Source organism: Streptomyces sp. HUAS TT11 (genome assembly GCF_051553595.1).
Lineage (GTDB): Bacteria > Actinomycetota > Actinomycetes > Streptomycetales > Streptomycetaceae > Streptomyces.
In genome coordinates this window covers 206,106-219,319 of sequence record NZ_CP196184.1, presented here as the reverse complement: position 1 = coordinate 219,319, position 13,214 = coordinate 206,106, and the positions used below count along the sequence as shown (strand labels likewise).

7 protein-coding genes and 2 pseudogenes are annotated in these 13,214 nt (G+C 66.7%); 6 read left to right on the top strand and 3 right to left on the bottom strand.

Features of this window, described 5'->3' with window-relative positions; genetic code table 11:
* The first annotated feature begins 3 nt into the window (after positions 1-3).
* Positions 4-594 carry a DUF2269 domain-containing protein gene (locus ACSHXN_RS01110; RefSeq protein ID WP_383358751.1) on the top strand — a complete coding sequence of 197 codons (591 nt, stop codon included), beginning with the start codon at positions 4-6 and terminating at the stop codon, positions 592-594.
* A 266-nt stretch (positions 595-860) separates the two neighbouring features.
* On the opposite strand, the gene ACSHXN_RS01105 is transcribed toward ACSHXN_RS01110, so the two are convergent.
* Positions 861-1,307, bottom strand: coding sequence for a hypothetical protein (locus tag ACSHXN_RS01105; RefSeq protein WP_355132381.1), 447 nt, complete (start codon positions 1,305-1,307; stop codon positions 861-863).
* 243 nt (positions 1,308-1,550) lie between these two features.
* Here ACSHXN_RS01105 and ACSHXN_RS01100 point away from each other — a divergent pair, with 243 nt between their 5' ends.
* Complete coding sequence (locus ACSHXN_RS01100; protein WP_438302429.1) at positions 1,551-4,448, top strand: BTAD domain-containing putative transcriptional regulator; 2,898 nt, start codon at positions 1,551-1,553, stop codon at positions 4,446-4,448.
* Positions 4,449-4,636: 188 nt separating this feature from the next.
* On the opposite strand, the pseudogene ACSHXN_RS01095 reads toward ACSHXN_RS01100, so the two are convergent.
* Together ACSHXN_RS01095 and ACSHXN_RS01090 are read right to left on the bottom strand one after the other, a co-directional pair.
* Positions 4,637-5,111 (bottom strand): annotated as a pseudogene (locus tag ACSHXN_RS01095) (DNA/RNA helicase domain-containing protein); the annotation flags it as partial.
* Between the two features lie 180 nt (positions 5,112-5,291).
* A complete protein-coding gene (locus tag ACSHXN_RS01090; protein WP_438302428.1) occupies positions 5,292-6,083 on the bottom strand; it encodes a COG4705 family protein in 792 nt (263 codons plus the stop codon).
* A 301-nt stretch (positions 6,084-6,384) separates the two neighbouring features.
* Here ACSHXN_RS01090 and ACSHXN_RS01085 point away from each other — a divergent pair.
* The 4 genes and pseudogenes from ACSHXN_RS01085 to ACSHXN_RS01070 form a co-directional block, all read left to right on the top strand.
* Positions 6,385-6,640 (top strand): annotated as a pseudogene (locus ACSHXN_RS01085) (ATP-binding cassette domain-containing protein); the annotation flags it as partial.
* Positions 6,641-6,698: 58 nt separating this feature from the next.
* A complete protein-coding gene (locus ACSHXN_RS01080) occupies positions 6,699-7,622 on the top strand; it encodes an SMI1/KNR4 family protein (RefSeq protein WP_438302427.1) in 924 nt (307 codons plus the stop codon).
* 278 nt (positions 7,623-7,900) lie between these two features.
* Positions 7,901-8,302, top strand: coding sequence for a DUF2750 domain-containing protein (locus ACSHXN_RS01075; RefSeq protein ID WP_438302426.1), 402 nt, complete (start codon positions 7,901-7,903; stop codon positions 8,300-8,302).
* Positions 8,303-9,783: 1,481 nt separating this feature from the next.
* Positions 9,784-12,513, top strand: coding sequence for a glycosyl hydrolase family 95 catalytic domain-containing protein (locus ACSHXN_RS01070; protein ID WP_438302424.1), 2,730 nt, complete (start codon positions 9,784-9,786; stop codon positions 12,511-12,513).
* Positions 12,514-13,214: the final 701 nt, after the last annotated feature.

The following is a 13,214-nucleotide window of genomic DNA, read 5'->3' as shown; positions in this document are numbered from 1 at the left end:
CCCATGGACACCCCGACGCAGAACCCCGGCCCGTTCGCCCCCACCTCCCGAACGACGCATCCGCACGAGGCGCGCCCTCCGCGCCGCCGCGGCACGCGGCTGCCGCCGCAGTGGCGCAAGGCGCTACGGGCCGCACACGTGACGGTCTCGGTCGGGCTGCTGGGCAGCGACGCCGCCGTGCTGGCCCTGGCCTCAGCGGGGCGGCTGGGCAGCGACCCGGTCACCGTCTACCCGGCCGCCCACCTGATCGGCGAGCTGCTGCTCCTGCCGCTGGCCGTGCTGGCCCTGGTCACCGGCGTCGCGGTGGGCCTGCTCACGCCCTGGGGTCTGCTGCGCCACTGGTGGGTGGTGATAAGTCTCGCGGTGACAGCGGGCGGCACCGTCCTGGCCACGTTCGTGCTGGTCCCGGGTCTGGGCGCGGCGGCCTCAGCGGCGCTGGCCGGGCATCCTGTCGCCGACGCCACTGGGCTGGTCCGCGATTCGGGCGCAGCGTGCTTCGTGCTGATCGCGACCGTCGCGCTGTCTTACATCAAGCCCTTCGGGACGGTGCGCCGTAGGCCTCGCACCGGAAAGGGCGACCGATCAGCGTCTTGATCCGCGCCGACATCCACCTCTGGTCCGGCCAGCCGTTTGCGAGCGGCCCCCTTGGCCGGCTCCTGCTCGAGTACCTCGCACAGTGCTTCGCTCGGCCTGGGCCTTGATCCGTAGCGGCTGGGCACCGTCGTTGGCGGCCAGGAGCAGCAGGAGTGCATCAGGTAGCCCGTGGCGAGGGCACGGGACACCGCCTGGACATGCGCCGACTCCCCCGTGGTCGACGCGGCCAGGATCAGTGGCGAGGTTCGTAGCCCGTCACGACCCGGTCATCCCCACCACGGACCGCAGTAGGAGACCCCGGAGTTCAAATGGATGGGAACGCCACTCCTGTGCAGGCAGATGCGAGCCGAGACCTTCTTGAAATGGCTGTAGCTCTTGGTGAACGAAACGGTGCTCTTGGTCACCCGTGAGATTCCGCCGAGCTTGCCGTCCACCCTGAACATCACCACGACGTAGCGATTCTTCGGCGCGTGGTAGTGGTGCAAGGTGCCGGTCAGCTTGCCCTTGTAGTACCCGTGACCGACCGCAGTGTAGGTGTGCCTGATATCGGCGTACCCGTTGCGGCCTCCGGGCACCTGCGTCCAGAGCCGCGTGTGGTGGGCTGTGCTCGACGCGACCTCATAGCCGCTCGCCTGCGCGGAACCTGTCAGCGTCATTGCTCCGGCCACTGCCGGAACGAGCGACGTCAGGGCGATACGCTGTGCGATGTTCACTGCTACTCCTCTTCTCCCTCAATTTCCGCACCGCGGACGCATGTGTGCGACGGTTCTGCCGGCCGTGCCGCACCCCCACGGATGCCGGCTCTGGCCGGACGGTGGCCGCCGCGTCGCGAGCGGACTTGGCGCAACCACGGTGCAGCGCCGTCCGTGGGGAAACCGTGCGAACAACCTAAAACTCCCTCTTGGGCGCTGGTCACGCTGGTACACCAGGTAAGGACAGGTGCGTTGGGGGTTGCGATGGCTGTCGGGTTCCGATTACTGGGAAGCGTCGAAACCGAGGTCGACGGGGTACCGGTCGACCTCGGACATCCGAAGCAGCGCGCAGTACTGGCTGTCCTGCTGATCGAGGCCAACCGCCTGGTGTCCCCTGACCTGTTGCTGGAACGCGTCTGGGGCGAGCAATGTCCGAAACGCGGACGGGAGACGGTGTACAACTACCTGTCTCGGCTGCGCACGGCGTTGCGTGCCGTTGACGACGACGTCCGTCTGGACCGCCACTCGGGCGGCTATCTGCTCGCGGTTGACGAACACGCCGTGGACGTACACCAGTTCCGGCACCTTGTAGGCCAGGCCCGGGCTGCCGGCAGTGATCAGGAGGCCCTGGAATTGTTCGAGCGGGCCTTGGGGTTGTGGCGCAGCGAGGCGGTGTCGGGGCTGGACACTCCGTGGGCGACCGGCCTGCGCGTCACCCTGGAGGGAGAGCGGCTGGCCGCCGAACTGGACCATGTCGACTGCGCGTTGCGCTGTGGGCGGCATGCCGAGCTGCTTCCCGGCCTGTCGGCTCGCGCCACTCAGAACCCTTGGGACGAACGCGCGGCCGGTCAGATGATGCTGGCCCTGTACCGCGGTGGCCGCCAGGCCGACGCTCTGGAGGAGTATCGAGGGCTTCGCCGTCGACTGGTCGAGGAGCTGGGCATCGATCCCGGCCCGAGCGTACAGCGCCTGCACGAGCAGATTCTGGCAGCCGATCCGTCCTTGGACCTCTCGAGCCGACCGCCCTTCCTCGGCGCCGGGTCTGCGGTACTTCCGCATCAGCTACCTGCTGCGGTCATCCCCCTCATCGGCCGGGTCGGCGAGCTGGCGGCGCTCACCGCGCAGGTGGAGTCAGCCGCCGACACGGGAACCGTGGTGATCACATCGGTCGGTGGGACCCCCGGGATCGGCAAGACCGCTCTGGCGGTGCACTGGGCGCACCAGGTGCGGGACCACTTTCCCGATGGGCAGCTGTACGTGAACCTGCGCGGGTTCGATCCGCGGGCGCAACCGGTGGAACCCGCCGACGTGGTACGCGGCTTCCTGGAGGCTCTCGGAGTTGCCCCACAGCACATTCCGCCGAGTCCGCAGGCGCAGGTCTCCCTGTACCGCAGCATGCTGGACGGCAAGAGGATTCTCCTGCTGCTGGACAACGCTCGCGATGCTCAGCAGGTCCGACCGCTGCTGCCCGGCTCCGTGGGGGCGGTGGCCGTGGTGACCAGCCGGAACAGGCTGTCCGGCCTGGTCGCCGTAGACGGTGCGCGCCCGATCAGCCTGGGTCTGCTCACCGAGGACGAAGCCCGGGAACTGCTGGCGCGCCGACTCGGAGCCCGACGGGTGGCCGCCGAACCCCAAGCGGTCCAGCAGATCATCACGCGGTGTGCCTGTCTCCCACTCGCGCTGACGATCGCCGCAACCCGAGCCGCCCAGAGCGGATTCCCCCTCACCGCCTTGGCTGCGGAACTGACCGAAGCCAGCCGGCGGCTCGACGTCCTGGCCTGCGGTGATCCGGCCAGTGAGGTGCGGGCAGTGTTCTCCTGGTCCTACACAGCGCTCACCGCGCCGGCGGCCCGGCTTTTCCGGCTGCTGGGGCTGCACCCCGGCCCAGACATCTCCGCCGCCGCGACCGCGAGCCTTGCGGCCGTGCCCCCATCCATCGTGCGAAGCCTGCTGGATGAACTGACCCGGGCCAACCTGGTGACCGAGCGCGCCCCCGGCCGGTACGTGTTCCACGACCTTCTGCGCGACTACGCCACGGAACAGGCCAACTCCATCGACCCCGAACAGGAGCGTCATGCCGCGGTGCACCGGATGCTGGATCACTATCTGCACACCGCGGACGGCGCTTCCCGGCTGCTGGATCCGGCCCAAAACCCGCTGAGCCTGCCCCCTCCGCAACCCGGGGTCCACCCGGAACGCCTCGCCGACCACGAGGAGACGCTGGCCTGGTTCACCGCCGAACACGCCGTGTTGCTCGCCACCGTGGATCATGCTGCGGCCACCGGATTCGACACCCACACCTGGCAGTTGGCCCACGCACTCGCCACACACCTGGACAGGCGCGGGCACTGGCACGAGCTGGCGGCCGTGGGTAACGCCGCGCTCGACGCCGCCGCCCGGCTGGCCGACCCCCGCGGGCAGCCCATCGCTCACCGTATCGTCGCCCGCGCCCACCGCCGCCGCGGCAACTACGAAGACGCCTGTTCCCACCTGTGCCAGGCCCTCGACTTGTTCGGCCGGGCCGGCAACCTTGGAGGGCAGGCCGACATCCACATCGACCTCGCCAGAGTGCAGGCACGGCAGGGACTCGCTGTCATCCCTGAAATCCTCCCGCGTGTCTACCAAGCCCACGCCTTGTACCAGTCCTCCGGCCACCGGCTGGGGCAGGCCCAGGCTTTGACCGCTATTGGCTGGTCCCACGCCCGACTCGGCGACTACGCGCAGGCCCTGATCCGCTGCCGAGAGGCTCTGCCTCTACTTGAGGAATTCGACGACCGCGAGGGGCAGGCCTACGCCTGGGACAGCATCGCCCACGCCCACCTCCACCTGGGCCACCACTCCCAGGCCGTCACCGGTTATCAGAACGCCCTAGGCCTATGCCGCGACCTCGGCGACCGTCCCCTGGAAGCGGACGTCCTCAACCACCTCGGTGACACCCACCACGCCGTACACGATCGTGATGCCGCCCACCACACCTGGCAACTCGCCCTCGCCATCTTCACCGAACTTGATCATTCCCAAGCCGGCCGGATCCGAGCCAAGCTCGACGCCCTTGTTCATCCTGAACGACGTGGTGCTCCCTACGAGCGGTCAGGACACGCCGGTCGGCAAACGATCGCCAGGCTGAACCCGTCAAGCGGGCCGCCCTCGACCACTTCATGATCGTGGCGCGGCCAGGGCTACACCCTGCAGGTCACCCGCCCCTGGCCCCGGCGGCGCCCAAGGCCCACCGGCGGCCTCGGCCTGCCAGCACCCTTCCGGCTGCGGTGTGCGACCGGCGAGACCGGGGGCACTCCGGTGTGATCGGGTGCAGCTGACCGGTGCGGACCTGTCGGCGTGCGCACCACGCCGGTGGGCGCCTGTTCCCGGTGGCCGCCCACCGGTTGGCGCAGCTTTGCCTTGGTTTGGGGGTCGGTGGAGTACACGACGGTGCCGACCATGCCCCAAGTCAGCAGCACCTTGTATGTGTTGTGGATCAGGCGGTCGGCGTCGGCGTCCGGCGTCGCCTACCTGAAGACGGGGTCCTTGGATGCGGTGCGGTCGGTGGTCCAGAGGCCGTCGCGCCAGAGGAAGTGTGGGCCGATGATGATGCCGGATTAGCCGTACTCGAAGCCCTGGGCGGTGTAGACGCAGCCGAGCTGCCTGAAGCCGGCCGGGTCGGTGGCCCACAGCGCGGACGGGGGCGTGCCGGAGACGGAAGCCTCGTACCCGCTCCAGTTCCGGTCGACCGGGTGTCACGTTCGTAGGAGGAGTCGGAGCGGGTCGCTGCGTCATGGCAGAGCGGGGACGGGCCGCTGTCAGAAGGCAGTGGCCGGCGCTTTGTCTGCAGGCGGGAGCAAGGGCCGATCCGGCATGTTCCCGCGGGAACATGCCGGATCGGCCAAGTGCCGGAATCCGTGAAGATCCGAAAAGATGCGGGGGAGTCTGGCCAGGCCTACGTATCGTTGCAGGTCACAGCGCTGCGGAGGGACCGCAGGCCTGGCATCACACCACTCAGCCCGACGGTCAAACCGCCTCACCGCTCGGCGCGTCGCGACGGGACACTGCTAGGTAGCCGACGAAGCACACGATGGCAGCCGTCCAGGCGAGGGTGACCGGAGCCAGCCCTAGCCCAAGACCGCCCCGCGCGTGCCCGAAGGCCATCCAATCGGCGAGTGATGCGCCAAGGGGGCGGGTGATCACGTAGGCGGCCCAGAAAGCAGCCACGGCGTCAAGGCCGAGGAATCGGTGGGCGGCTGCGGGGATGCCAATAGCCACGGCGAAGAGAAGGACCGATCCGCGGTATCCGAAGCCGGCGGTGGCGGTCAGGTCACCTGCCGCGGTACCGAGGGCGAAGGTGGCAAGGACTGCTGCCCAATAGAAGGTTTCGCGGCGCCGGGTTCGGATGCTGTGGATCGATAGCGTGCGTTCGACGGCGTACCACAGGGCGAACACAGCGGCCAGCACGGTCAGGAAGAGCGGCGTGGACACCGCATAGGGCACACCGAGGCCGACGTGCAGGACGTCGGCCGCCATCGTGCCGAACACGCTGACCATGACTATGGCCGTCCAGTACACCCAAGCGACGTACCGACGGACAGCGAACTGCAGGGCCAGGGATGCCACCAGGGCGAGACCTCCGAGCGCCACCGCCGGTACCGGGCCGAGCAGACGGGCGAGCAAGTCTGATGCGGTCTCGCCCATGCCCGTGGTGAGCACCTTGATGGTCCAGAAATAGACAGTCACTTCCGGCACCTTGTTCGCCATGGCACGCAGCGGAGCAAGTGGACGGTCGTCGAGAAGGTTCTCTGTGGTCATGGAGCGCACGATGGCACGGTGAACTCTCACTTCCACAGGCCCTTTTGCCATTGCTTTAGGGCTTCTGGAACATGAGTTTCAAAACTGCGCGCACAACCTGACAGCAACCTGAACGCGTCAACAAAACCCCTGGTCACCCTCACTGAGCCGGTGATATGCGTGGACCCTCGCCTGACCACACTGGCCGTGGCGCTGACAAGGCTCGTAGTGCCGCGGTACCACTTGCAGGGCCCCGTTCATCCTTCGGTACCGATTCATGGCGATTCCGAATTTAGCGTGGTGTTGAAGCGAGACATCACGGATGGAACCCGAGAGAAGAGCGCCAACGATTGACGCACGGCAACTGGCCAAAAAGCACGGAGAGAAGACGGCCGTCGACGGCCTGCACTTCCTCGTGAAGGGGCACGGTGACCGGATTCCTGGGCCCGAACGGAGCGGGGGGAAGTCCATGACGATGCGCATGGTCGTCGGACTGGACGCTCCCACGAGCGGCTCGGTCACGGTGAACGGGAACCGCTACGCCCACCACCGCGCCCATGCAAGAGGTTGGCGCTCTCTCATTTGCCTGCGACCTCTGCGAGTGGCTGTCCGTGCCCAGCAGTAGGATCCTTGCGCATGACGTCCCGTCTGCACGGCAATTCTTCCTCGCCCCACCAGCAACAGCACGCCGAACCCAGTACCGACGAGGGTGACGACAACGTACTGATCAGCACGCTGTGCGCCCGTGCTTGGGACCCGGGCCTGCGGTTCGACACGGCATATGTTCCCCTGACATGGATCGAGGAACACTTCGGTCGAGAGTATCTGCAACACATTCAGGACCAGGTCCGCTCCCACGGCAGCGACGGGACGATCCAACTCAAGGCACACGCCGAGGCAGTAGCGATCTACTTCGCAGACGCTCCGCGTGGGCCGATGTTCCCCCCGGTCACACCACAGGAAGTCGATGCCGCCGAGACCATCATCGGGCGCCCGCTACCGGAACTCCTCCGCCGGATCTACACCGAGGTCGGCAACGGAGGCTTCGGGCCCGACGCCGGCCTGGCCTCTGTGACCGCCGGGCAGCGCGCAGCAGGGCACCTGACCGACTGGCCCTGCTCGCTCCGCAGACACGAACGTAACCGTGCGGCAGGGCTCCCCACATCGTGGCTGTACCTGACATCGGGTGGCTGCACGATGGAGTGGCACGTTTCGCTGCTCGCAGCCGACAATCCTGTGCTGCTCTATGACACGGACGGCTGGGTGCCGAGTTGGGGCGAAGATCCACATGACGGCCTCCGCCATGCGACCGCATCGCTGCGGCAGTGGCTGTGGACTTGGGCGAACGGTGGCGAGGTCTGGGCCGAAGCACTCAGCGTCGCGCGCCGAAACACAGTTTTGCCCTCGGTCTCCTCTGACCGGGCTCGTCTTCCTGAAACGATCAGTAGAGAGGGTCCGCCAACGGGGCTCTGGCGGAACCTTTCAGTGCGAGCGGCGGCCGGTGGAATGGATTCCGGTCGGCAGTGCGCCGCTAGGTTTCGGCCGGTCGCAGCGAGGTGAGGCGTGCCATCTCGTGTTCGGAGGGCCGCAGCGCGCCGGCCGCCTTGGAAGCTTTTCTGTAGTCGGTCGGGTATGTGCCGAGATCAAACGACGGGTGGGGCGGCCGATGGCGAGGATGAGTCGGTGGGAGTTACGCACGCTGTCCGCCTGCTACCTCTTGTTGAACGACGCAACTGGTTCCTTCTCGTCCAGCGCGATGTTGCGCCGCTCTCGCGCGGTGTGCTCTACGACCGGCGTGGGCAGCGCCCTGCGGTGGCCCTCTGCTATGGCACTCGAGCGTGCTGCTGAAGCCGGGGCGATCTAGGAGGATTCAGGTGAGCACAAGCGGGGCTCAGGCAGCGGCCTTCTTCCGTGAGATCGCTCGGACTCGTACCGTTTGGTGGGTTCGAGACGACGACGGCAGTCCGACCCCGGTCTCAAGTTCTGGGCAACCCGCCTTCCCCTATTGGTCGTCGAAGACCCGTGCGCAGCACGCCGCTCAGCAATGGGGGCCTCAATTTCGCGCTGTTTCAATGCCTTTGGATCATTGGCGAAGCGCGGCCTTGCCGGATCTGGCCAAGGATGACTTCCGGGTGGGGATTAACCGGAGCGGACAGCGTCTGACTGGATGGGACTTCGCTGTCGGTGAAGTAGTCAATCGTCTTGTTCACGCGCTCGGCGAGCCACTACACGACCGGTAGATTCGGCCGAGTGACGGCTGGCACAACGAAGGCGTGTGCAGATACGGAACTTCTGATCGGGTTTGTCGATGATCGCTCGACGGGCGGCGCGGCCTGTTCTGGCCGCACTCGCCACCCGGGTGAGTGGCCCCCGCACGGAGCAGCGCGTCCAGGCGCCCGTGCGCAGTGAGATCCACGCACTGCAGCAGGCCGAAGGTCGTTCAGCCGTGTGCCGGGAGTGGGCTTGGAGGAGTACTTGTGGTGCATGAGCGTACATCAGGGTAGCGGCCGTCGACCCTGAGGCCGACGAGATCGACTGATTCGCCTGGGCCGTCGTCGAGGAGGCCGTCGAAGGGGCCGGTGGCCTGCAAGCGGGCCGACACGTAGTACTGGATGGAGTCGGTGCGGCGTTCCGGTTTCTATGACTCCTTGCCGAGGTCCACACCGCGCCACCCCAACGCCGTGAACAATGACGGGCCGTACGGGCGGCGGGTGTAGCGCAGGGCGATGCGCTTGCCCTTGTCGTTGATGAGACGGTCGCTCTCCAGGAACAGATCGGGCCTGTGAGCGTTGAGCCACTCCGCCGGCGGCTGCGGCGGGCAGTCGTGCCGCTGCCGACGATGACGGCGTCGTGCTCCCGCGGGCGGTAGACCAGGCGTTTGGTGTCGTAGTCCGCCTGGTGAGCGACGCGTCAGGCGGGAGTTGCCGGGAAGAACGGGAACGGACCGGTGGGGGAGTAGTCGACACCCGGGCTCGCACGATGCGCCAACCCCCCAGACCGATGGGGCGACGGACTCCTCGGCCCCGTCCACGATCCGCAAGTCGTACGCGGAACCGTTTCGGAATGCTTGCCACATGCCGTGCGCGGCCGACGTGAGATCATCCGGAACCTCATAGCCGGCCACGCCACGCCCTCCCTGGCAGCTTCCCCCGGACGCCCCAGGCCGGCTCGCCGTGATTGGCGTTGATCACAGCGCGTTCGGTGGAGCCCGGCAGGTTGGCGGGCTTGCGTATCCCTCGGTGAAGTGGAACGGATGACGGGTCGGCCGTCTGCCGTTCTCCGCGCGATTTTCGGGGCGTAGGACTTCCATGCGCCAGCGGGCCTGCCACTGAGGCACGTCGCGCAGTGCCTGCTCAGCCGCGTCACCTGCTGCACGGGGCCCGGAGGTTTTGCGCTGAGTGTTGACCGATCAAGACATCCGACGTTTACTCTTCTTTGACGCGACCATGCCGATGTCGTGGTGTACTCGCACGCCGTACCTCAGCTTGCCGCAGGCGCTTCGAGAGGACCGATCTCGTGCGCCTTGTTCAGGTCGTTCTTTCATGTCCTCATCGGCGCAGTGCTTCTCCGTGCCCTCGTACGGTGCAGGGAAGTGAGCGCGTCGAAGAAACCGTCCGGCCGATTCATCGGATTAATCAACTCCGAGATCAGTCGGTCGTGTTCAGGCCCCGCGCTGTCCGGCACCGGTCGTCACCCCCATGACCAGCAAGGAGGGCAATCGATGAGACTGCGCAGACTTGTGCGAGCCGCGTTCGCAGCCGTCTGCATCATGACCGCGACCGCCGTCGGCCTTACGGCTCCGGCCACGGCGGCACCGACGGACGCCGCGTTCGACTCCGCCACCGGAGCCCTGAACGTGGATCGCGCCGCCTACCTGTCCAAACACGACCTCGTCTACAACCGGCCCACCACCAACCCGCTGCACGGGCTGACCGTCGGCAACGGCCGTACAGGCGCGATGGCCTGGCAGGCCAACGGGCTGACCATGCAGGTGTCCGGCGTGGACACCTCGCAGCAGACCGCGTTCGGCGCGGGACTGCTCAACCTGTCCACGACCCCGGCACTGGAGAGCGGCTACAGCACGTACCAACAACGCTTATCGCTCTACGACGGCACCCTGACCACCAAGTACGACGCCAACCGCACGGTGACGGTGATGGGCGTGCCGAACTCCGAGGTCATGGGCGTGCACGTCGAAGACTCGCGCTCCGGGGTCTCCGCGGTCAACCTCGACCTGAGCCTGTGGGACACCTCCCAACTGGGCAACAGCGGTGACGTGCCCAACCTCGACACCTGGAAGACGGTCTCGACGTACGCCGACTCCACAGGCGCCGGACTCAGCCGTGGCCAGTCCGACCCGCAGAACTTCGGGTACACCCTGGCAGCCACGGTCGAGGGAGCGGCCTACAACGCACGCGTCGTCGACGGCCGAACCGTGCGGCTGTCGATCACCCCTTCACCCAGCTACACCATCTGGTTCACCGCCAGCAGTCGGCTCAACGCGCCCTCCCACGACTCGGTGACCGAGGCGAAGCGCGCTCTGGCATCGGCCAAGAGCCGCGGCTACAGCGCGACGCTCAACGACTTCCGGTCCTGGTGGCACGACTTCTGGGGCAAGTCGTTCGTGCAGTACTCAGGGCTGTCCGGGGACGCGGACTACCTGGAGAACGTCTACTACCTGAGCACATACATGATCGCCGCCGGCGGATACGGAACCAATCCATTCCACTTCATCAACGGCGTTTTCCGGGCCACCCGTGACCAGACCAAATGGAGCAACGCCTATTGGTTCTGGAACCAACGTGACATCTACAACTCCTTCCTCGCCTCCAACCACGTAGACCTGCTGGCCGGCTTCAACCGCCTCTACAGCCGCAACTCAGCGGCGCTGAAGTCGTACACCCGCACCCGCTACAACGTCGACGGGCTGTGGGTGCCGGAGACCATGGGCTGGGACGGCAACGCTCGGGGCACGGTCAACAGCGACTTCACGAACAACATCTGGTCGACGGGTACCGAGGCCGCGTACAACATGTACCTCCAGTACGCGTACACCAACGACTCCGCCTACCTGCGGAACACCGCCTACCCCTTCATGCGTGACGTGGTGAAGTTCTACGCCGCGAAACTGTCCTACGACTCTGCGTCCGGCAAGTACTACGTGGCCAGTTCGCATGCGCATGAGACGTACTGGAACGTACCGAACGCCATTACCGACCTCGCGGCGGTGCGCACCCTGTTCCCCCTCACGATCCGTGCTTCCGAGTCCCTGGGCCTGGACGCCGAACTGCGGCCGCAGTGGCAGCGGATCGTGGACAACCTGATCGCCTATCCGTCCACCGCGGACGTCTATCTGCCCCACACCCCGCCGCTCGCGCAGACCCGCAACGGGGAGAACGTGGCGGCTGAGATCATCTGGCCCTACGACCGGACCGGCATCGGCTACCCGGACCAGCAGAAGGCCGTGAACACCTTCAACGCACGCCCCTTCCCGTACGGCAATGTATGGGCCAACGACGCCGTGCAGGCAGCCCGGTTGGGACTGGGCGACCAGGCCTACCAGGGCATGAAGACGATGCTCCGGAAGTACCAGACCTATCCCAACGGCATGACGGACAACACCAACGGCGTCTTCGAATACCTCGGAGTGCACCTCGCTGCTCTCAACGAGTCGCTGCTCCAGTCCTACAACGACAAGATCCGCGTCTTCCCCGCGGCGCCGAGCGACTCCTCGTTCGTGGGACGGTTCACTCTGCTGGCCAAGGGCGGCTTCACGGTCAGTTCGGAGCGTGAGGCCGGCGAGGTGAAGTACGTCGGCATCAAGAGTCTGTACGGCAACGCGACGCGGGTCGTGAACCCCTGGGGGAGCCAGCAGTTGAGGGTCCGCGACGTCTCCAGCGGCACCACCGTACTCACCACGAGCGCCGCCGAATTCGACCTCCCCACGTCCGCCGGCAAGGTGTACGTGGTGGAGCGCACGGCCAAGCCGCTGTCCAGCTACAGTTCCGTACGGCTCACCGGGTCCGCGAACGAGGGCGAGAAGACCCTGGGCGGCACCACCTCCACGCTGGGCATGGCCCGGACTCCCAACCCCATGGTGAACAACACACAGTTGACCTACGACAGCAACTGGCACGCCACCAGCGGGCGCGGATACGGCGACTACAACGACGACACCCATCACAGCGCGACGCTGAACGCCGTGGCCCAGTACACCTTCACCGGAACAGGAGTTGCCTACCTCTCCGAACGCAACGGCGACATGGGAACGGTCGACGTATATCTCGACAACGTCTTCCAGGCGACCGTGGACCTACGGGTGTCCGGCGCGAGACAGGTGCAGCAAACCGTATGGCAGCGCACCGGGCTGACCCAGGGCACGCACACCATCCGCATCGTCAACCGAAGTACCTCGGTAGGGATGGTGGACGCCCTGCGCATCACGCCGTAGGGCCTCCGAGGGACGATCACGCCCGCAGGCCGGGCTTCATGGGCCCCGCCGATGTCCGGCCGGGCCCATGGAACCGTACGGCCTCACGCCATGAGGCCCTCGTTGACCTTGGGCACTTGCAGCACCTGGCGTTCCGTTCCGACCACGCGGACAATAGACGCTTCCCGAACCAGCCCCCGCACCGGTCACAGCACCGGGGCGGTCACCCGACGACGACGGCCCCGCCACGGCCCCGCCTGCTCGGCCTGGTGACCTCCCGGGACTTCCCGCAGATCCCGGTCCGCGGTGGCAACGTGGGTGAGAGTCCGGTTGGGCACGAGCAGAAACTCGTTGAGCGTCCATGGGAACTTGGATGTTCGCCCGTGCACACCATCCGGATCTCCGACTGGCTGAGAGCCACCGCTCAGCCGGCAGCCCTGAGTTCGTTCTCTCCGCCATGCTCGGCCTGCCGTACGACAGGTAGGTCTGCCTTCACGCAACGGATTGCGTCACGGAATCCGGAGAGGGGATTGAGGGCCTCCTCGATGCAGCAAGGATCATAGATGGGCATGTCGTCGTGCCCGGCGGGATAGGCAGGAACCCGCTTCTCCTTCTCCGACCCCGGTGCCGCCATGCTCGCGTCCAGGCCTTGAGCCATGCACCCCGCTCACGCTCAGCCATCTCACAGACGGGGCGGTCATGGCGTAGGGTCGAGGCATCGG

What these genes read in the sequence shown, in the direction of transcription:
- ACSHXN_RS01110 (WP_383358751.1), top strand. Translation starts at nt 4, where the DNA reads ATGGACACCCCGACGCAGAACCCCGGCCCGTTCGCCCCCACCTCCCGA.
- ACSHXN_RS01100 (WP_438302429.1), top strand. Translation starts at nt 1,551, where the DNA reads ATGGCTGTCGGGTTCCGATTACTGGGAAGCGTCGAAACCGAGGTCGAC.
- ACSHXN_RS01090 (WP_438302428.1), bottom strand. Translation starts at nt 6,083, where the DNA reads ATGACCACAGAGAACCTTCTCGACGACCGTCCACTTGCTCCGCTGCGT.
- ACSHXN_RS01080 (WP_438302427.1), top strand. Translation starts at nt 6,699, where the DNA reads ATGACGTCCCGTCTGCACGGCAATTCTTCCTCGCCCCACCAGCAACAG.
- ACSHXN_RS01070 (WP_438302424.1), top strand. Translation starts at nt 9,784, where the DNA reads ATGAGACTGCGCAGACTTGTGCGAGCCGCGTTCGCAGCCGTCTGCATC.